This is a genomic window from Stenotrophomonas sp. SRS1 (assembly GCF_026130205.1).
GTDB lineage: Bacteria > Pseudomonadota > Gammaproteobacteria > Xanthomonadales > Xanthomonadaceae > Stenotrophomonas > Stenotrophomonas rhizophila_B.
In genome coordinates this window covers 291706-310466 of the sequence record NZ_JAINFD010000003.1, presented here as the reverse complement: position 1 = coordinate 310466, position 18761 = coordinate 291706, and the positions used below count along the sequence as shown (strand labels likewise).

At 67.2% G+C, this 18761-nt stretch carries 24 protein-coding genes; 6 read left to right on the top strand and 18 right to left on the bottom strand.

From position 1 onward, the window contains the following. Positions 1–88: 88 nt before the first annotated feature. Genes K4043_RS12125 through K4043_RS12115 form a run of 3 tightly spaced genes read left to right on the top strand, consistent with a single transcriptional unit; the run spans position 89 to position 2112 of the window. Positions 89–655, top strand: a complete 567-nt coding sequence (locus tag K4043_RS12125) for a YqgE/AlgH family protein (protein WP_259261241.1) — start codon at positions 89–91, stop codon at positions 653–655. Beyond that, positions 648–1145, top strand: coding sequence for a Holliday junction resolvase RuvX (ruvX, locus tag K4043_RS12120; RefSeq protein ID WP_123728553.1), 498 nt, complete (start codon positions 648–650; stop codon positions 1143–1145). The genes K4043_RS12125 and ruvX overlap by 8 nt, the downstream gene beginning before the upstream one ends. A gap of 16 nt (positions 1146–1161) precedes the next feature. Further along, complete coding sequence (locus K4043_RS12115; protein ID WP_123728554.1) at positions 1162–2112, top strand: aspartate carbamoyltransferase catalytic subunit; 951 nt, start codon at positions 1162–1164, stop codon at positions 2110–2112. A gap of 285 nt (positions 2113–2397) precedes the next feature. Here K4043_RS12115 and K4043_RS12110 read toward each other — a convergent pair whose 3' ends face one another. The 16 genes from K4043_RS12110 to K4043_RS12035 form a co-directional block, all read right to left on the bottom strand. Further along, positions 2398–3198 carry a prolyl oligopeptidase family serine peptidase gene (locus K4043_RS12110; protein WP_265309482.1) on the bottom strand — a complete coding sequence of 267 codons (801 nt, stop codon included), beginning with the start codon at positions 3196–3198 and terminating at the stop codon, positions 2398–2400. Positions 3199–3265: 67 nt separating this feature from the next. Next, positions 3266–3532: a hypothetical protein gene (locus K4043_RS12105; protein WP_123728557.1), complete on the bottom strand. Its 267-nt coding sequence runs from the start codon at positions 3530–3532 to the stop codon at positions 3266–3268. 13 nt (positions 3533–3545) lie between these two features. Next, positions 3546–4907 carry a magnesium transporter gene (mgtE, locus tag K4043_RS12100; protein WP_123728558.1) on the bottom strand — a complete coding sequence of 454 codons (1362 nt, stop codon included), beginning with the start codon at positions 4905–4907 and terminating at the stop codon, positions 3546–3548. 174 nt (positions 4908–5081) lie between these two features. Further along, positions 5082–6800, bottom strand: a complete 1719-nt coding sequence (gene ptsP / locus K4043_RS12095; RefSeq protein ID WP_265309481.1) for a phosphoenolpyruvate--protein phosphotransferase — start codon at positions 6798–6800, stop codon at positions 5082–5084. A gap of 59 nt (positions 6801–6859) precedes the next feature. Continuing rightward, positions 6860–7129 carry an HPr family phosphocarrier protein gene (locus K4043_RS12090; protein WP_121043139.1) on the bottom strand — a complete coding sequence of 90 codons (270 nt, stop codon included), beginning with the start codon at positions 7127–7129 and terminating at the stop codon, positions 6860–6862. After that, positions 7122–7514 carry a PTS sugar transporter subunit IIA gene (locus tag K4043_RS12085; RefSeq protein ID WP_019185401.1) on the bottom strand — a complete coding sequence of 131 codons (393 nt, stop codon included), beginning with the start codon at positions 7512–7514 and terminating at the stop codon, positions 7122–7124. Before K4043_RS12085 ends, K4043_RS12090 begins: the two co-directional genes overlap by 8 nt. Positions 7515–7620: 106 nt before the next feature. Next, positions 7621–8517 carry an RNase adapter RapZ gene (gene rapZ / locus K4043_RS12080; protein WP_183073811.1) on the bottom strand — a complete coding sequence of 299 codons (897 nt, stop codon included), beginning with the start codon at positions 8515–8517 and terminating at the stop codon, positions 7621–7623. Next, positions 8514–9464 carry an HPr(Ser) kinase/phosphatase gene (hprK, locus tag K4043_RS12075; protein WP_019185403.1) on the bottom strand — a complete coding sequence of 317 codons (951 nt, stop codon included), beginning with the start codon at positions 9462–9464 and terminating at the stop codon, positions 8514–8516. Before hprK ends, rapZ begins: the two co-directional genes overlap by 4 nt. After that, the gene (locus K4043_RS12070) at positions 9461–9913 is read right to left on the bottom strand and encodes a PTS sugar transporter subunit IIA (RefSeq protein WP_121043141.1); all 453 of its coding nucleotides are present in this window, start codon (positions 9911–9913) and stop codon (positions 9461–9463) included. The genes hprK and K4043_RS12070 overlap by 4 nt, the downstream gene beginning before the upstream one ends. 21 nt (positions 9914–9934) lie before the next feature. After that, complete coding sequence (gene raiA / locus K4043_RS12065) at positions 9935–10261, bottom strand: ribosome-associated translation inhibitor RaiA (protein WP_046274055.1); 327 nt, start codon at positions 10259–10261, stop codon at positions 9935–9937. A gap of 58 nt (positions 10262–10319) precedes the next feature. Further along, positions 10320–11759: an RNA polymerase factor sigma-54 gene (locus tag K4043_RS12060; protein ID WP_123728560.1), complete on the bottom strand. Its 1440-nt coding sequence runs from the start codon at positions 11757–11759 to the stop codon at positions 10320–10322. Positions 11760–11801: 42 nt separating this feature from the next. Next, positions 11802–12521 carry an LPS export ABC transporter ATP-binding protein gene (gene lptB / locus K4043_RS12055; protein WP_088432823.1) on the bottom strand — a complete coding sequence of 240 codons (720 nt, stop codon included), beginning with the start codon at positions 12519–12521 and terminating at the stop codon, positions 11802–11804. Next, the gene (gene lptA / locus K4043_RS12050) at positions 12521–13069 is read right to left on the bottom strand and encodes a lipopolysaccharide transport periplasmic protein LptA (protein WP_123728561.1); all 549 of its coding nucleotides are present in this window, start codon (positions 13067–13069) and stop codon (positions 12521–12523) included. Before lptA ends, lptB begins: the two co-directional genes overlap by 1 nt. Before the next feature lie 120 nt (positions 13070–13189). Beyond that, positions 13190–13756 carry an LPS export ABC transporter periplasmic protein LptC gene (lptC, locus tag K4043_RS12045; RefSeq protein ID WP_123728562.1) on the bottom strand — a complete coding sequence of 189 codons (567 nt, stop codon included), beginning with the start codon at positions 13754–13756 and terminating at the stop codon, positions 13190–13192. Beyond that, positions 13753–14301 (bottom strand): HAD hydrolase family protein, encoded by a 549-nt coding sequence (locus K4043_RS12040; protein WP_123728563.1) that lies wholly within the window; start codon positions 14299–14301, stop codon positions 13753–13755. The genes lptC and K4043_RS12040 overlap by 4 nt, the downstream gene beginning before the upstream one ends. 43 nt (positions 14302–14344) lie before the next feature. Then, positions 14345–15346, bottom strand: a complete 1002-nt coding sequence (locus tag K4043_RS12035; RefSeq protein WP_123728564.1) for a KpsF/GutQ family sugar-phosphate isomerase — start codon at positions 15344–15346, stop codon at positions 14345–14347. 53 nt (positions 15347–15399) lie between these two features. Between K4043_RS12035 and K4043_RS12030 the strand changes: the two genes are divergently transcribed. The 3 genes from K4043_RS12030 to K4043_RS12020 all read left to right on the top strand — a co-directional run bounded on the left by K4043_RS12030 (position 15400) and on the right by K4043_RS12020 (position 17292). Next, positions 15400–15630 carry a BolA family protein gene (locus K4043_RS12030; RefSeq protein WP_088432818.1) on the top strand — a complete coding sequence of 77 codons (231 nt, stop codon included), beginning with the start codon at positions 15400–15402 and terminating at the stop codon, positions 15628–15630. 82 nt (positions 15631–15712) lie between these two features. After that, on the top strand, positions 15713–16987 hold the full coding sequence (gene murA, locus K4043_RS12025; RefSeq protein ID WP_123728565.1) for a UDP-N-acetylglucosamine 1-carboxyvinyltransferase: 1275 nt from the start codon (positions 15713–15715) through the stop codon (positions 16985–16987). Further along, complete coding sequence (locus tag K4043_RS12020) at positions 16984–17292, top strand: EF-hand domain-containing protein (protein WP_123728566.1); 309 nt, start codon at positions 16984–16986, stop codon at positions 17290–17292. Before murA ends, K4043_RS12020 begins: the two co-directional genes overlap by 4 nt. 33 nt (positions 17293–17325) lie before the next feature. On the opposite strand, the gene K4043_RS12015 is transcribed toward K4043_RS12020, so the two are convergent. Further along, positions 17326–18009 carry a DUF3108 domain-containing protein gene (locus tag K4043_RS12015; protein ID WP_265309480.1) on the bottom strand — a complete coding sequence of 228 codons (684 nt, stop codon included), beginning with the start codon at positions 18007–18009 and terminating at the stop codon, positions 17326–17328. Between the two features lie 2 nt (positions 18010–18011). Then, positions 18012–18755 (bottom strand): DUF3108 domain-containing protein, encoded by a 744-nt coding sequence (locus tag K4043_RS12010; RefSeq protein WP_260232218.1) that lies wholly within the window; start codon positions 18753–18755, stop codon positions 18012–18014. Positions 18756–18761: the final 6 nt, after the last annotated feature.

Here is an 18761-nt window from a genome sequence, read left to right as displayed (position 1 = left end):
GATCAGGCGTACGGGCCGGGGCACGCGCGCAGGCCTGCATTATGTCAGCGCGAAAGCGCACATCACGGCCAGCGGCTAGAATGGGGCCATGTCTGAACTGTCTACTTCGCTTGCCCACCACCTGCTGGTCGCGCTGCCGTCGCTGACCGACCCCACCTTTGCCCGTACCGTGGCGCTGATCTGCCAGCACGACGAGAACGGCGCGATGGGCGTGCTGGTCAACCAGCCCTCCGAGTACACCCTCGGCGAGGTGCTGGCCCAGATGGACATCACCACCACCAGTGACACGCTGCCTGGCCAGATCGTGCTCAACGGCGGCCCGGTGCATCCCGAGCGCGGCTTCGTGATCCATGACGATGCGCGCAACTGGGATTCCAGCCTGGCCGTGGGCGAGGGCGTGTTCCTCACCACCTCGCGCGACATCCTTGAAGCCATGGCCCGTGGCGAGGGCCCGCGCAATGCGCTGGTCACCCTGGGCTGTGCCGGCTGGAGCGAAGGGCAGCTGGAATCCGAGCTGGCAGAGAACAGCTGGCTGGCTGTGCCGGCCGACGCCGAGCTGTTGTTCAGCACCCCGTTCGAACAGCGTTGGCAAGGTGCGGCGGCACGTATCGGCGTGGACCTGTTCCGCCTCACCGATTACAGCGGCCATGTCTGAGCCGGCCACGCCAGCGCCCGCCGCGGCCACGCCGCCGACCATCCGCCGTGATGGCACGGTGCTCGGCTTCGATGTCGGTTCGCGCCGCATCGGCGTGGCCATTGGCAGCTCGTTCGGCACCCATGCGCGTGCGATCGCGGTGGTCGATGTCCACGGCAATGGCCCGGACTGGACCGCGGTGGAGCGCCTGATCAAAGAGTGGCGGCCGGACGGCCTGGTGGTCGGCGATCCGCTGACCCTGGACGGCCAGGACCAGCCCAACCGCAAGCGTGCGCAGGGCTTTGCCCGCCAGCTGCGGGAACGATTCAAACTGCCGGTGGTGCTGGTCGACGAGCGTTCCAGCTCGGTCGAGGCGGCACGCCGGTTCGCGGTCGAGCGCGCCGAAGGCCGCAAACGCCGTCGCGATGCCGCCGCACTCGATGCAGTGGCCGCGGCGGTGATCATCGAACGCTGGCTCTCCTGCCCGGATGACGCCACCCCCGTTTCCTGACCCTCAGACCCTGCCCATGACCGCCTCGCAACTCGATTCCGATGGACGCCTGCGCCACCTGCTGACCCTGGAAGGTCTGCCCCGCGAAACCCTGCTGCAGCTGCTCGACCGCGCCGGCCAGATCCGCGATGCGGCCGTCGGCCGGGTCGGCAACAAGCGTCACGTGCTCGGTGGCTCGGCGGTCTGCACGCTGTTCTTCGAACCGTCCACGCGCACCCGCAGTTCATTCCAGCTGGCCGCGCAGCGGCTGGGCGCGGACGTGCTGAACTTCGACGCCTCCACGTCCTCGACCCGCAAGGGCGAGACCGCCTGCGACACGCTGAAGAACCTGGAGGCGATGGGGGTGCGCGGTTTCGTCGTCCGCCATCCCGACGATGGCGCGGTGGCGGCGCTGGCCGCCGCAGCGGGCGAGGGCACTGCCCTGGTCAACGCCGGTGACGGCCGCAGCTCGCACCCGACCCAGGGCCTGCTGGACATGCTGACCCTGCGCCAGGCCAAGGGCAGCGATTTCTCGAAGATGAAAGTGATCATCGTCGGCGACGTGAAGCACTCGCGCGTGGCCCGCACCGACCTGCATGCCCTGCGCACGCTGGGCGTCGGCGAGATCCGCGTGTGCGGCCCGCAGTCGCTGCTGCCGGACGATGACACCCTCAAGGGCTGCATCGTCGGCGACGATTTCGACGCCATGCTGGAAGGCGCCGATGCGCTGATGATGCTGCGCCTGCAGCGAGAGCGCATGGAAGAAGGCCTGGTGCCCTCGCTGGAGCAGTACCACGCGCAGTACGGCCTGGATGCCGCGCGCTTGAAGCGTGCCGGCACCGATGCCGCCGTGCTGCACCCGGGCCCGATCAACCGCGGCGTGGAAGTCACCGACGAGGTGGCCGATGGCCCGCAGTCGTGGGTGCTGCGCCAGGTCGCCAACGGCGTCGCCGTGCGCATGGCGGTGCTGGAAACGTTGCTGGGCTAAGTGTCAAGGGTATCGCGAACCGCACACGATACCCATGACCGGTAGTGCCGGCCGCTGGCCGGCTCCGCAGAAATTCACCCAGCACGCAGGGTAGTGCCGGCCGCTGGCCGGCTCTGCAGCATGCATCGGCAGCCGGTCAGCGGCCGGCACTACCGGGCCTCTGCAGAGCCGGCCAGCGGCCGGCACTACCGGGCCTCTGCAGAGCCGGCCAGCGGCCGGCACTACCGGGCCTCTGCAGAGCCGGCCAGCGGCCGGCACTACCAGATTAGCTGTCCGATTAGCCGATCATCGCCTCTGCGCGAACAACCAGGCCCACATCGCGTCGTCGGCGTACGTGGCGTCCCAGGCATTGTGGTTTCCTTCGGGGTACTCGGTGTAGCGCACGTCCTTCGCGCCGGCCTGCTGGAACGCGGCGTGCAGCTTACGGTCGTCCTCCGGCGGCACCAGGTCGTCCAGCGCGCCATGGAACATCCAGATCGGGACGTTGCGCAGGCGCTGGGCAATGGCGGCATACGGGTCGCTCTGGTCGGCCACCGCCTCCACCTGCAGGTCCGGGCGGCTCTGGTGCGGGGACAGCACCGCGCCGCAGACCGGCACGATGGCGGCGAAGCGGGTCGGTTCGGCCAGCGCGATGTTCCAGCTGCCGTAGCCGCCCATCGACATCCCGGTCAGGTACTGCCGCTGCGGGTCGGCACCAAACTCGGCGATGGCGGCATCCAGTGCAGCCAGCGCGATGCGGTTGTTCTCGCCCGACCACTCCTGGTCATCCGGCGTCTGCGGCAACACGACCAGCGCGGGGAAGGTGGAGGCATGCTGGCGCAGGTACGGCCCCAGCCCGGCCTGGGTCTGGCGGCGACCGTCGCGGCCACGCTCACCGGAGCCATGCAGGAACAGGACGACCGGCAATTCGCCGCGTGAGGCGGCGGCGTTGCGCGGCACGAATACCTGGTAATACGCGGTCTGCCCATCCACTTTCACCGCACGGCCGACGAACTGGCCACCGGAGCCAGCCGGGGTGCTCGCACAGCCAGCCACCGTCATCATCGCCACCGCCCACAGCAGCCATCCACCCCAGCGTCGTGCCATTGTCGTGCCCTGATTGAAATCGTTTTCAGTCTAGGCCCGGTGGCGCGCCGGAGCATCTTGCAGTGCATCAGTGCGGGCGCGGGGCCGCGGCGAGGATGTCCAGCTGTTCGATCGCTTCGGGGTGACCGTCGGCGGCGGCGGCCTGCACCTGGGCAAGGCTGGGATGGACCACCAGCAGGATCGGGTTCTCGCACTGCGGGCAGTCGAACTGGGCTTCGTCTTCGTGCAGTTCCATCGGCATCTGCCGCGCGCTGCCCTGCCATTCGCAGGCGGCGCAGGTATAGGTCGCGTCGCGCCAGCCAGGGACGAAATAATTGTCGAGTGTCAGGGCCATGCGGGGTCCAGGGTCAGTGCAGCAGGATCAGGCTGGCCAGGCCGAGGAAACTGAAGAAGCCCATGACGTCGGTGACGGCGGTGACCACCACGGTGCCGGCCACGGCCGGGTCCACGTTCATGCGCTTGAGCAGCAGCGGCAGCAGCACACCGGCCAGGGCCGCGGCGCAGAAGTTGATGATCAGCGCCAGGGTGATCACCAGCGACAGCAGGAAGCTGTGGAACCAGAGGTAGGCGATGATGCCGACCACGGTACCGATCAGGGTGCCATTGATCAGCGCGACGCGCGATTCCTTCCACAGCAGGATGCGCGCATTGCTCTGGCCGACCTGGCCCAGCGCGATGCCGCGCACCATCAGGGTCAGCACCTGCACGGCGGCATTGCCGCCGACGCCAGCCACGATCGGCATCAGCACGGCCAGCGCCACCACCTTCTGCAGGGTGAGCTCGAACTGGCCGATCACGCTGGCTGCCAGGAACGCGGTGCACAGGTTGATGCCCAGCCAGACCACGCGGCCGCGTACGGCGCGCTTGATCGGCGAGAACAGATCTTCCTCTTCGTCCAGACCGGCGGCGCCCAGCGCCTGGTGCTCGGCCTGCGACCGGATGATGTCGACCACGTCATCGATGGTGATGCGGCCGAGCAGGATGTTGTTGTCGTCCACCACCGGGGCGGACACCCAGTCATGATCGGAGAACTGGCGCGCGACTTCATCGGCGCTCTCGCCGACATCGATCGCCGGCTGTTCGTCATCGATCAGGCGGTTGATCGGGGTGTTGTCCTCGTGCGTCACCAGCGCGGCCAGCGACAGGCGGCCCAGGTACTGATGGCGGCGACTGACCACGAACAGGTGATCGGTGTGGTCGGGCAGTTCGCCGCGCAGGCGCAGGTAGCGCAGCACCACATCGACATTGACGTCGGCGCGCACGGTCACCACGTCCGGGTTCATCAGGCGGCCGGCGCTGTCCTCGGGATACGACAGCACCTGCTCAAGCCGCTCGCGGTTCTCGCGGTCCATCGACTTGAGCACTTCATCGATGACCGTGTCCGGCAGATCTTCGACCAGATCGGCAAGGTCATCGATGTCCAGATCTTCGACCGCGGCGATGATCTCGTCCGGGTCCATGTCGGCCAGCAGGCTTTCGCGCACTTCCTCGCCGACGTGGACCAGCACTTCACCGTCGTCTTCCGGATCGACCAGGCCCCAGACGATCTCGCGCTTGCCCGGGGGCAGCGATTCGAGCAGGTTGCCGATTTCCGCCGGTGCCAGGGTGTTGACCAATCGACGGACCGGACCCAACCGCCCGCTGTCCAGTGCATCGGACAACAGCCGCAGCTGGCGCGCCGTCTTGTCGTGGCGTACGGCTTCGGCCATGCGCAGCTCCTGCGGAAAAAGAAAAAGGCCGCTATCCGGTAGAGGATGCGGCATGGGCGGTGGTCACCGCGTCATTATCGCGCGCTTGTGTGTCAATCGGGTAGCGCGCGACCGTTGGTCGTGCCGCGCCTGCGACGTCGCGCGGTCAGGCGCGTATCGACCAACGGTCGATACCTACCGATGGAGGCCGGCCTTCTCGATCCAGCGTTCGATGCCGCGGCGGTCGCGTGCCTGCAGCAGCTTGGGCGCCATCGCCTGCAGCACCGACAGATCGCTGTCGCGCACCGCGCGGCGCACTTCCAGCAGGGTGCCCGGGTGCAGGCTGAATTCCGTCAGCCCCAGGGCCAGCAGCAGGCGGGTCATCAGCGGGTCGCCGGCGATCTCGCCGCAGACCGCCACCGGAATGTTGTACGCCTGGCCGGTGCGCAGGATGTGCGCGAGCAGGCGCACCACCGCCGGGTGCAGCGGCGAGTACAGCTCGCCGACTGCCTCGTTGTTCCGGTCGGCGGCAAGCAGGTACTGGACCAGATCGTTGGTGCCGATCGAGAGAAAGTCGACCAGATCGATGAAACTCTCCAGCGCGATCGCGGCGGCCGGCACTTCGATCATCGCGCCGAACGGGATGTGCTCGGCCACTTCGTGGCCTTCCGCGCGCAGCAGCTCGGCCTGCTTGGCCAGGCGCCGGCGGACCGCAAGGATTTCCTCGCGGGTGCTGACCATCGGGATCAGGATGCGCAGCTTGCCGTAGGCCGAGGCGCGCAGGATCGCGCGCAGCTGGGTGTCGGCCACCTTCGGCCGCGCCAGCGACAGGCGCACGCCACGCAGGCCCAGTGCCGGGTTTTCTTCGTTGCTCAGGGTCAGCCCGGTGCGGTCGGCCTTGTCCGCGCCCAGGTCCAGGGTGCGGATGGTGACCGGCCGACCGCTCATGCCCAGGGCGGCATCGCGGTAGGTCTCGAACTGCTCCTGCTCGTCCGGCAGCTCGTTGCGCTGCAGGAACAGGAATTCGGTGCGGTACAGGCCCAGCCCGTGTGCGCCCAGCGCATGCGCCTGGGTGACGTCTTCGCTGGACTCGGCATTGGCGAGCAGGGCGATATCGACGTTGTCGCGGGTGCGGCTGGGTTTGGTGCGCAGGCGCCCGAGTTCGCGCTGCTCGCGCGCGTGCTCACGCAGCCGCACGCGGTAGTCACGCAGGTCCTGTGCCTGGGGGTTGATGGTGACCGTGCCATCACTGCCGTCCATGATCAGTACGTCGCCGTCGGCGACCTTCTGCAGCACGTTGGGGACGTTGACGATCAACGGCAGGTGCAGGCTGCGCGCCAGGATCGCGCTGTGCGAGAGCGCGCTGCCCCCGGCGGTGACGATGCCGACCACGCCGTGGGCCTGCAGCTGGGCCAGCTCGGAGGGCGCGATGTTGTCGCAGATCAGGATCTCGCCGGCCATGCCTTTGACGTCCGGCGGGCGCTTCTGCAGGAAGGCATGGATGCGCCCGATCACATGGTCCAGATCGTCCATGCGGCTCTTCAGGTAGGCATCGTCCATGCCATCGAAGACCTTGGCCAGGCGGTCGCGCTGCACGCGCAAGGCGTAGCCGGCGCTGTACGGGCCATTGCGGATCAGTTCGTCCAGGCCGAACAGCAGCTCGGGATCATCCAGCAGCAGGGCATGCAGGTCGAGGAATTCGCCGACCTCCTGGTTGAGCGCGCCATGCAGGCGCTGGCGCAGCTCGTGCATTTCGCCACGGGCCGCTTCCACGGCCACGTGCAGGCGCTCCAGCTCAGCCTCGATCTTGGCCGGCGCAATGCGCTGCTCGGCCACTTCCAGGGCATGCGGCAGGCGCACCCGGGCACGGCCCAGGGCGTTACCGCGGGAGGCACCGTGGCCGGACAACAGCATCGCCCCGGACGCGGTCCGGGCCGGTGCGGAGGATCCCGATCGCGGCTGCCCCCCCATGCTCAGTTGTCCTCGTCGAAACGCCGCTCGAACAGGGCGACCACCGCGTCCATCGCGGCGACTTCGTCTTCGCCCTCGATGCGCACGGTGACCGGGGTGCCCTGGCCGGCGGCCAGCAGCATGACGCCCATGATGCTCTTGGCATTGATCTCACGGCCTTTGGCGGCCATGGTCACATTGCAGCGGAAAGGCGCCAGCTCCTGCACCAGCTTGGCAGTGGCGCGGGCATGCAGGCCCAGGCGGTTGGAAACAGTGAGTTCACGTTCAAGCATCGTCGACAATCGCTCCATTGCGAGTGCCTGCCGCGGCTGTGGCAGGCAGTTGATCCAGTCCCTGTTCCGGATAATTCATCACCCGCATCAACATCGGCAGGCTCAGCGCCGAAACCCGGCGAGCCGGGGTGCCCAGACGAGCCAGTTGCCCGGCCAGATTGCTGGGGCTGGCGCCGTACAGGTCGGTCAGGATCAGCACGCCCTGGCCACTGTCCACCCGGCGCAAAGCGGCCGAGGCGAGCGGGAGCAGGACGTCCATATCTGCGTCGAACGGTACTTCGAAAGCTTCGGTCTTCAGCGGCAGGTGCCGCAGCAGACGGGTCGCCACGTCCAGCAGGGCCGTGCCGACACCGGGATGAGTTACGAGGAGAATGCCACAGGTCATTCCCGAACGTTAACAGGTCAACATGAATTGGCGATAGCACGCGTGAAAGACTGCTGTGTTCCGCGGTTCAGCGTGTCGATGCCGGCCGTCGCCGGCACTGCCGCATTCAGTCCAGTTCGCGGTGGAAGGTGGCCACTTCCGGCCAGCCCTGATCGCGGGCATGGCGGGCCATGCGCTCGGCCATGTACACCGAGCGGTGCTTGCCGCCGGTGCAGCCGAAGGCGACGGTCACATAGCTGCGGGTGTCATTGCCCAGCCGCGGCAGCCAGGTGTCCAGGAAATCGACCAGCTGGCCGGCGTAGCGCTGCACATCGGGCTGTTCGTCCAGATGCTCGCGCACCCCGGCATCGCGACCGGACAGCGGGCGCAGCTCCGGGTCCCAATGCGGATTGGGCAGCACGCGCACGTCGAACACGAAGTCCGCTTCGGCCGGCACGCCGCGCTTGTAGGCGAACGATTCGAACAGCAGCGAGAGTTTGTTGCCGTGGGCCAGTGCGAATTCGGTGACCACCTTGCGGCGCAGCTGGTGCACGTTGAGGTGGCTGGTGTCGATCACCGCATCGGCGGCGGCGCGCAGCGGCGCGGTGAGTTCGCGCTCGCGGGCGATCGCTTCAGGCAGCGACAGCCCGAGCTGGCTCAGCGGATGGCGGCGACGGGTGTCGGCGTAGCGCTTGAGCAGGGTTTCATCGGTGGCATCGAAGAACAGCAGCTGCGCATCCAGGCCGGCCGCCTTGGCATCTTCGCGCCAGTGCGAGAGCTGGGTCAGATCGCTCTGCGCACGCACGTCGATGCCGACCGCCAGCCGACGCGGGGCCTCGCGGCCCGGATCGCCCAGCAGGCTGCGCACGAAATCCGGCAGCAGGTCGATCGGCAGGTTGTCCGAGCAGTAGTAATCGAGGTCTTCGAAGGTCTTCAGCGCGACCGTCTTGCCGGACCCGGACAGCCCACTGACGATGATCAGGGTGGCGGCGGTCGGGGCGGAGGCGGGGGCGGGTGTGGTCATGGCGTGCGGCGTTCCAACATGTTGCTGTGGCGGGCGATGAACATCGCGGCCGGGTCGATGCCCTTGGTCCGCAGGATGTGCAGGCGCGTGGCGGCTTCGGTCAGCACGGCCAGGTTGCGGCCGGGCATCACCGGCAGGGTGATCAGCGGCACATCCAGGTCCAGCACGTGGCGGGTACCCGAGTCGCCGGTCAGGCGTTCATAGCCGTAAGGGGTGGGCTCGGTCATCGGCTTGGTCAGGTGGACGATCAGCCGAAGGTACTTGTTCTTCTTTACCGCCGTATCACCGAACATCTCGCGCACGTTGAGCACGCCCAGGCCGCGGACTTCCAGCAGGTCCTGCAGCAGCTCCGGGCAGGTGCCGTCGAGCACGTCAGGGGCGATCTGGGTGAACTCAGGGGCATCGTCGGCAACCAGGCGGTGGCCGCGACTGAGCAGCTCCAGCGCCAGTTCGCTCTTGCCCGAGCCGGCTTCACCGGTGATCAGCACGCCGATGGAGTAGATCTCCATGAACACGCCATGCAGGATCACCCGCGGCGCCAGCGTGCGCGCCAGGTGGTAGGACAGGTGGTTGAGCAGTTCGTGGCCGCGCTTGGGTGAAATCCACAGCGGGGTCTGCGATTCGTCCGCGGCCGCGCGCAGGTCTTCCGGGCAGGACTGGTTGCGGGTGATCACCAGCGCCAGCGGATGGGACTGCATGATCCGCTCGATGGTCTCCCAGCGCTGGCGCGAGTCCAGCGAGTCCAGCCAGGACAGTTCCTCGGTGCCGAGGATCTGCACCTTGTTCGGGTAGATCGCGTTGAGGTAACCGGCCAGCGAAGGACGGCGAGAGACCTTGTTGCCGGCCTCCAGCTCACGGCGCTCGCCCTGCTGGCCGGCGACCCAGCGCAGGCTCAGGCGGTCACGCTGCTGTTCGAACAGTTCGCGCGCGGTGATGCTGGTATTCATGCGGCACTCGCCGGCGGGGGGAATTCGATGACCCGACGCAGCTCGTCGCCGTCGCGCGCTTCGCGCAGCGCCTGGCGGATGGCCGGCTCGGAGAACAGCTCGGCCAGCTCGGAGAGCAGCATCAGGTGTTGATGGGTGTAGTGCGCGGGCACGGCAATCGCGAAAACCAGATCGACCGGTTCATCGCCGCCGAATTCCACCGGCGATTCCAGCCGCAGCAGGGCGCCGCGGGGGCGTTCAAGCAGGGGGGCACGGCCGTGTGGAATGGCGATGCCGTGGCCGATCGCGGTGCTGCCCAGCGTCTCGCGCTGGCACAGGTTCTGGTACAGCAGCTCGGCGTTGGCTTCGCGGCAGGCCAGCAGGCGGGCTGCGGCCTTCAGCACGCTGTCGCGATCGGCGGCCGGCAGCACTTGCGTGCGGACGGCCGCCAGAAGATCAGTCAGAGGCATGTCGGGGTGGAAACGAGGGCATCAGCCCTCATTGTCGCCCACCGGCAGCGGTTGCGGTGCGTGCTGCTGCTTTTTCTCTTTGTGCTTGATGACCAGACGGTCGAGCTTGTCGGCCAGGATGTCGATCGCGGCGTACATGGTGGGGCCGCTGGCGTCCGCGTGCAGAGTCTGCCCGGGAACATTCACACTCGCATCGGCATGGTGCTCCGGCTTGCGGATCGACAGTTGCACGCGAACCTCGCAGTGCTGGTCGAAGTGCTTCCTCAGCCGTTCCAGCTTGGTCTCCACGTACTCGTTCAGAGCCGGGGTGATCTCAAGGTGGTCCTTGCCAAACGTCTCGATGTGCATCGGGTTTCTCCTTTGTTCGGATGTGCCAATGAACCTTCCCGCCAGGCGCGGTGGAGCGTCAGACGATTCTTACCCTTTCGTGCGAGGCGGAAATGTTCATGGCTTCACGATACTTCGCTACGGTGCGTCGCGCTACCGGTATTCCCGAGGTTTTGAGCAGGTCAGCCAGCTTGGCGTCAGAAAGCGGCTTGCGCGGGTTCTCATCATCGATCAGGCGCCGCAGCATCGCCTGGATGGCAGTACTGGAGGCTTCGCCGCCGCTGTCGGTATCGATGCCCGACGCGAAGAAGGCGCGCAACGCCAGCGTGCCGCGCGGGGTGCGTACGTACTTGCGGGCGATCGCGCGTGAAATGGTGGATTCGTGCAGGCCCAACTCGCCGGCCACCTCGCGCAGGGTCAGCGGGCGCAGCGCCTGTTCGCCAAATTCCAGGAAGGCGGCCTGCTGGTCGAGCAGGCAGCGCATCACCCGCAGCAGGGTCTCGCCGCGGGCCTCCAGGCCCTTGAGCAGCCAGCGCGCCTCCTGCAGGTGGGCGCGCATGTAGCCGGCGTCGGCCTCCCCGCAGCGGCGGATCATCTGCTCGTAGCCGCGGTGGATGACCACCTTGGGCCCGGCATGGCCGGCCAGCGCGGCACGCCAGACGCCGTTCTGGCGCCAGACCACACAGTCCGGTACTACGTAGCTGTCGTGGGAGAGCTCGCCGATCTGGGTGCCGGGGCGCGGATCCAGCGAACGCAGCAGCTGCACCGCGACCTCCACCTCGGCCACCGGCTCGCGCAGCTCGTGGGCGATCCCGGCCACACCGCTGCGTGGCAGGCGCTCCAGCGGGCCATCGGCGATGCGGCGGGCCAGGGCCAGGCCGGGGGTGTCGGCGGGCAGCACCAGCAGCTGCAGGTCCAGGCATTCGCCCAGCGTGCGCGCACCGACCCCGACCGGGTCGAAACGCTGGATCTGGTGCAGCACGGTCAGGATTTCGGCTTCGTCGGCCTGGATCGCCGGGCGCAGGGTTTCGGCGATGGTCGCCAAGGGCTCGCGCAGGTAGCCGTCCTCTTCGAAGGCGTCGATCAGGGCCGCGCCGATGCTGCGGTCGCGGACCGACAGGTGCGACAGGTGCAACTGCCAGAGCAGGTGGTCGGCGAGCGATTCGGTCTCGGCCACGCGTTCTGCGGCGCTGCCGTTGTCGTCATCGTCGAAAGAGCCGCCACTGCTGCCGCTGGTCCAGTCGCCCTCGCCGGGCGACCAGTCATCACTGGCCGAGACCTGATGCTCGCCATCGGCATGGGTATCGGTGGGGGCGGGCGGGGGGCTGTCCTCGCCGGGGCTGGCCTCGAGCGCCGGTTCAGCGTTCTCGGCCCAGTCCAGCAGCGGGTTGGTCTCTACCGCCTCGTTGATTTCCAGCTCCAGCTCGGCGCTGGACATCTGCAACAGCTTGATCGCCTGACGCAGCTGCGGCGTCATGACCAGGTGTTGCCCCATCGATGTCTGCAGCCGTGCTTTCATGCCTGTGCCGAACGGAAGGAAGGCGTTGCGGCGGCCGCTGGATCAGAGCTTGAAGGTGTCTCCAAGGTAGACGCGGCGGACGTCGGCGTTGGCCAGGATCTCGTCCGGCGCGCCCTGTGCCAGCACGCTGCCCTCATTGAGGATATACGCGCGGTCGCAGATTCCCAAGGTTTCGCGGACATTGTGGTCGGTGATCAGCACCCCGATCCCGCGCTGCTTGAGGTGGGTGACGATGCGCTGGATTTCACCGACCGAGATCGGATCGACACCGGCGAAGGGTTCGTCGAGCAGGATCAGGCGCGGTTTGGCGGCCAGCGCCCGGGCGATTTCACAGCGGCGGCGTTCACCACCGGAGAGGCTCGCACCGAGCTGGTCGGCCACATGGTTGATCTGCAGCTCGTCCAGCAGACTGGCCAGTTCCTTTTCGCGGCCGGCCTTGTCCAGATCGTCACGCAGCTCCAGCACCAGGCGCAGGTTGTCGGCCACGGTCAGCTTGCGGAACACCGAGGGCTCCTGCGGCAGGTAGCCCACGCCCTGCTTGGCGCGGGTGTACATCGGGTCGCTGGTGATGTCCTTGCCGTCCAGCACGATGCTGCCGGCATCGGTCTCGACCAGGCCGACGATCATGTAGAAACAGGTGGTCTTGCCGGCACCGTTGGGGCCGAGCAGGCCGACCACTTCACCGGCCTCCAGGGTCAGACCGAAGTCCTTGACGACTTCACGTTGCTTGTAGCGCTTGCGCAGGCCTTTGGCGACGAGCATTACTTCTTGCTCCCGGGGGTCGGCACGGTGGTCTTGGCGGCCGGCGCGGCCGGTGCGGCGGTCTTGTTCTTGGGCTGGATGACGGTGCGCACGCGCGTGCCGTCGCCACCGCTGTTCATCTCGCCGGTGCGGGTGTTGTAGGTCATCTTCTGGCCGGCATTGGTGCCGCGCGCGCTCTTGACCTGGTAGTTGCCAGTCATGGTCAGCACTTCGGCCTTGATGTCGTAATCGATGCGGTCGGCGCTGGCGTCCATCCAGCTGCCGTCATCGAGCTGCTGCTTGAGCTTGGCCTGCTTGCCGGTGAACACGGCGCGGACCGCTTCGCCGTCCTTCATGTAGATCTCGGCATCGGCGCTGCGCAGATCGAGCGTGCCCTGTGTCACCACCACGCCCTGGGACAGGGTGGTCTTGCCGTCACCGACGAGGGTGCCCGACTGGGTGCCGGCATCGATGGTCATCGGTTCATTGCGATCGGTGGACTTCGCGCTGGCCGCGAACGCGGGGGCGAGAAGACTGATCGCGCAGGCGGCTGCAAATAGGATCTTCATGGAATGGGTCTGTCCTGCCAGAGTAGGGGTCGTGACCAGACGTCAGTCCGGCCGGTGAATCGCGGGGTTTCCTGTGCTGCCGGCGCCTGTCCGTGGGGACGTCGCCGCGGCGGCGGTGGCTCAGCGCTGGGGCGTGTAACGGCCCTTGGCCTGGCTCAGGAAGTGGTAGGTCTTGGTTTTGGAATCCAGCTCGAAACCGACGCCGGACTGACTCATGCCCGGGCGGGTCATGGTGACCAGGGCATCGGTCTTGGCGCGGCTTTCGTTCGGGAAGACATCCAGGTGATCGGTGCGGAATGTGGTGGGCGGCACGCTGGCGATCTTCGGGCTGTCGCCGCTGACGTTGCCGATCAGTTTGAGTTGATCGCCCTTGGCGCTGACCCAACCCGTCTCGCTGCGCAGCTCCCAGTGGTTGCCGTCCTGATCGGGCAGCAGGAACAGCGGCGTGGTGATGTTCATCGTTTCATCGCTGCGCAGGCGCTCCAGCAGCGGGGCGCGCAGGGTCGTGGATTCCTTGCCCTGTTCGTCCAGCGCCACGATCTGGAAATCATGCAGCACGTAATCCTTGGTAGCGTCATCGCCCGCCTCGGCGGTGCCCTTGTCGCGGTCATGCAGCGCCAGCCAGCCGGTGAAGGCGGCCGCCAGCAGCAGACCGATGCCCAGGGTGGTACGCAGGTTCAGGGTCATGCGCCGAACCTCGCCAGCACCGCGTCCACATGGCCCTGCGCGGCCAACAGCACGTCGCACAGCTCACGCGCCGCGCCCTTGCCGCCATCGCTGCGGGTCTGCCAGTGCACGCGCTCGGCGATCCACGGGTGGGCATTGGCCGGCGCAACCGCCAGGCCGACCGCGCACAGCGGACCGAGATCGGGCAGGTCGTCACCCATGAAGGCCACCTGGTCCAGGCCGATACCGTGCTGCTCGCACAGTGCCTTGACGCTGGCCAGCTTGTCGCCGACCGCGATCTGGGTATCGATGCCCAGATCCGCGCCACGCTTGAGCGCGGATTGGCTGTTGCGCGCGGTGATCAGCACCGGGTGGATACCGTGGTGTTGCAGCAGTTTCAGGCCGAGTCCGTCCTGCACGTAATACGCCTTGCTCTCGTTGCCGTCCTTGTCGTAGTAGAGCCGACCGTCGGTGAGCGTGCCGTCCACGTCGAAGCAGGCCAGCCGGATACGGCCGGCAGCGGCATGCAGGTGGGACGGGAAACCGGGCAACGGGGAGTAGGGCATCGTCTGGGGGCAGCTCAGCTGAATGGAGGAAGACAACTGTGGTTTAAACCACCCGGGCCCGCAACAGGTCATGAATGTTGAGCGCGCCGACCAGGTGGCCCTGCGCATCGACCACCATCAAACCGTTGATCTTGTGGGCTTCCATCAGCTGCGCCGCCTCGGCTGCCAGCTGATCGGCACCAATGGTGCGTGGGCCGCGGGTCATCACATCGGCGATCCGCGCGCTGCGCACGTCCAGGTCGGTATCCAGCGCGCGGCGCAGGTCGCCGTCGGTGAACAGGCCGATCAGATGGTTGTCGGCATCCACCACGGCGGTCATGCCCAGGCGCTTGCGGCTCATCTCCACCAGGGCCTCGCTGAGGCTGGCACCGATATCCACGCGTGGCAGCTCATCGCCACTGTGCATGACATCGGTGATGTGCAGCAGCAGGCGGCGGCCGAGGCTGCCGGCCGGGTGCGAGCGGGCGAAATCGTCAGCAGTGAAGCCGCGGGCATCGAGCAGGGCCACGGCCAGTGCATCGCCCATCGCCAGCGAGGCGGTGGTGCTGGAGGTCGGGGCCAGCGCCAGCGGGCAGGCCTCGGCCGGCACGCTGACATCCAGGTGAACGTCGGCGGCGGTGGCCAGGCTGGACTGCGGGCGGCCGGTCATGGCGATCAGGCGGTTGCCCTGGCGCTTGAGCACCGGCAGCAGCATCAGCAGCTCATCGGACTCGCCCGAGTAGGACAGCGCCAGCACCACGTCGGCCTCGGTGATCATGCCCAGATCGCCATGCCCGGCTTCACCGGGGTGCACGTAGAAGGCCGGGGTGCCGGTCGAGGCCAGCGTGGCGGCGATCTTGCGGGCGACATGGCCGGACTTGCCCATGCCGGTGGCGACCACGCGGCCCTTGCTCTGCAGGACCAGCTGGCAGGCCTGGCTGAACGCTTCGCCCAGCCGCTCGGCGACCGCGCCCAGCGCATCGCGCTCGATCTCGAACACGCGGCGGCCACTGGCGACCAGTGCCGCAGCGTCGGCCGGATGGGGGAGTTGGGGCGAGACAGCCATGCGAGCGCCACGTGGAAGAGTAGAATGAGCGCTCATTTTATTAGGAAAGCCCGTTGGACGCCGAGACCATCCGCAATCTGATCGAAACCGGCCTGCCTGGCGCCCGCGCGGACGTGCAGGGTGACGATGGCGTGCACTTCGAGGCCACCGTGGTCTGCGACGCCTTTGCCGGCAAAATGCCGCTGGCGCGCCACCGCATGGTCTATGCGACCCTGGGCGATCTGATGGGCGGGGCGATCCACGCGCTGGCGCTGAAGACCGTCACCCCGGCCGAAGCGGGCTAGTCAGCCGAGTGATGGTTGGCTCTACCTCACCGATTCAATCAGCCGACCCATGGTCGGCTCTACCTCATTCCAAGTAGATTCCATGGCCAAGATCGTAGTGACCGGCGGCAAGCCGCTGCACGGTGAAGTGAACATTTCCGGCGCCAAGAACGCTGTCCTCCCCATCCTGTGCGCGACCCTGCTGGCCGATGCGCCGGTGGAGATCACCAACGTGCCGCACCTGCACGACGTGGTCACCACCGTGAAGCTGCTCGGTGAGCTGGGCGCCAAGGTCACCATCGACCAGGGCACCCTCTCGCGCGGCAGCGCGATCGTGGTCGACCCGCGCTCGGTCAATCAGCACGTGGCCCCGTATGAGCTGGTCAAGACCATGCGCGCCTCGATTCTGGTGCTCGGCCCGCTGCTGGCCCGCTTCGGTGCGGCCGAAGTGTCGCTGCCGGGCGGCTGCGCGATCGGCTCGCGTCCGGTCGACCAGCACATCAAGGGCCTGCAGGCGCTGGGGGCGGAGATCACCGTCGAGAACGGCTTCATCAAGGCCCAGGCCAACCGTCTGAAAGGGGCGCACTTCACCTTCGACATGGTCAGCGTCACCGGCACCGAGAACGTGCTGATGGCCGCCGTGCTGGCCGAAGGCACCACGGTGCTCGACAACGCCGCGATGGAGCCGGAAGTCACCGATCTGGCGCACTGCCTGATCGCGCTCGGCGCGAAGATCGAAGGCCTGGGCACCGCCCGCCTGGTGATCGAAGGCGTGGAGAAACTGTCCGGCGGCCGTCATGAAGTGTTGCCTGACCGCATCGAGACCGGCACCTTCCTGGTCGCCGCAGCGATGACTGGCGGCAAGGTCACGGTCAACCGGGCCCGCCCGAACACCATGGACGCGGTGCTGGCCAAGCTGGTCGAAGCCGGTGCGAAGATCGAGACCACCGAAGACAGCATCACCCTGGACATGGAAGGCAAGCGCCCGCGCGCGGTCAACCTGACCACCGCGCCGTACCCGGCATTCCCGACCGACATGCAGGCGCAGTTCATGGCGCTCAACTGCGTGGCCGACGGCGTGGGTGTGATCAATGAAACGATCTTCGAAAACCGTTTCATGCACGTCAACGAACTGCTGCGCCTGGGCGCGGACATCCAGGTGGAAGGCCATACCGCGATCGTGCGCGGTGCCGAGCAGCTCAGCGGCGCGCCGGTGATGGCGACCGATCTGCGCGCGTCGGCCTCGCTGATCCTGGCCGGCCTGATGGCCGAGGGTGACACCACCATCGACCGCATCTACCACCTGGACCGCGGCTACGAGAACATCGAAGAGAAGCTGTCCTCGCTGGGCGCCACCATCCGGCGTATCGCCGCATGATCCTGCGCGGCCGGTTCACCCGCCGCCGCAAGGCGCTGCTGGTGCTGGTACTGATCGTGCTGGCGTGGCTGGGCTACGCCTGGTACGCCGGCATCGCGATCACCCAGGGCATCCAGCAGGAAGACATGGACTGGAATGCCGATGGCACGGTCAGCCGTACCGAAGTGTTCCAGTCGTTCTATGCGGTCGGCGTGGAGAAGAAGGTCGACGGCAACCGCCATTGCAGCACGTACTACTGGCGCGACACGCGGCAGCAGATCCGGGTGGACTGCAGGACGGTGTTCGGCGACGCCAAGCCGGAATAAAAAAACGCCCGCGAAAGCGGGCGTTTTTTTGGGTCAGTTCATGCCTTTGATCGTCAGATCCAGCGCATCCTTGCCGCTCTCACGCTGCAGCAGGCGCGCCGGCACCGGGAACTCCGGCACGATCCAGGCGATCAGTTCCTTGTTGCCATCGGTCCGCGACACCTTGGTGGCGTCGTAGGACTTGCCGGCCACGGTGATCTTCTCCTTGCCGACCACCTTGTAGGACATCGGCTTGATACGGCCTTCGTCGACCATGCGGTAGTTCAGTGGCTTACCGGCGGCCAGATCACGCGCGATCGCCAGGTTGATCAGCAGGGCGTCCATGTCGCCGGCCTTGAGCGCGACCGGACCACGGCGGTCCGGCTTGACGTCGCCGGTCCAGGTGGCCTGGTTGCTGCTCCAGTTATAGGTGGCATCCACGTTGCGCTTTTTGACCAGCAGCACCGAGCGGTCATTGCTGCTCAGCGGGCGCAGGCGACCGTTGGCTTCCTCGAAGACGGTGTTCTGGCTGAGGTCGGCCAGCTGGTTCTTGACGTTGAGGCTGTAGCGCCACTTGCTGGCCCCTTCGCTGGTGAGGGTCATGGTGCCATTGGCCTGCATGCCCATGTAGCTGGCCTGGTAGTCAGCCTTGAACGGCTGCAGCGCCATGGCGGGCAGGCTCACGACAGCCAGGGCGCCAGCGGCGATCCAGGTCAGCGGACGGTTCAGTGTGGTCATGCTCAGACTCCTTGGTATTCGATCAGGCGCAGATCAATCCGATCTTCGCCATCTTCGCGTTGCAGGATGCGCACCGGCGTGGGGACACCGTTGGCGATCCAGAGGATGGTTTCGTCATTGCCGCCGTTGGTGCGATACACCCGCAGCGCGTTGTAGGACAGATCGCCAACCGGCACGTTCTCGGTGTCCGGCGCGGCCTGGTAGTCGTGCTGGCGAACGCGGCCCACGTCCACATAGCGGTAATGCATCTGCCCGCCGGGACGCGCATCGCGCATGATCGCCAGGTTGAGCAGCAGTGCGCTCTGGTCGCCGGCCTGCAGCGGGATCGGCTGGCGGCGCTCCTTCTTCAGATCGCCCAGCCACTGCGCGGTACCGGCCTGCCAGTCGTAGGTGCCGGTGACCTTCTTGCCCAGGAACAGGCCCTTGCGGACGGTGCTCTGGCTCAACGGCACATAGGTGCCGTTGCGGTTTTCGAACACCGTGCTCTGCTCCAGGTTCAGGCCGAGCACGCTGGCGAAACCGCTGCGGCCAACCACCTGCATGTCCACGCGCCACTGGTCACCCCCGGTGCGGGTGACGCGCATGGTGGCATCGCCAGCCTGCTTGCCCTTGTAGAGGGCCTGGTAGGTGGCGGTGAACGGCTGCAGCGGCGGTGCCTCCCAGTCCATGGCGGGCAGGGCGGGCAACGGGGGCGTGGCCGTTTCCTGCGCGTGGGCAAGGGCGGCGGTGCACAGCAGGGATGCCATCAGCAG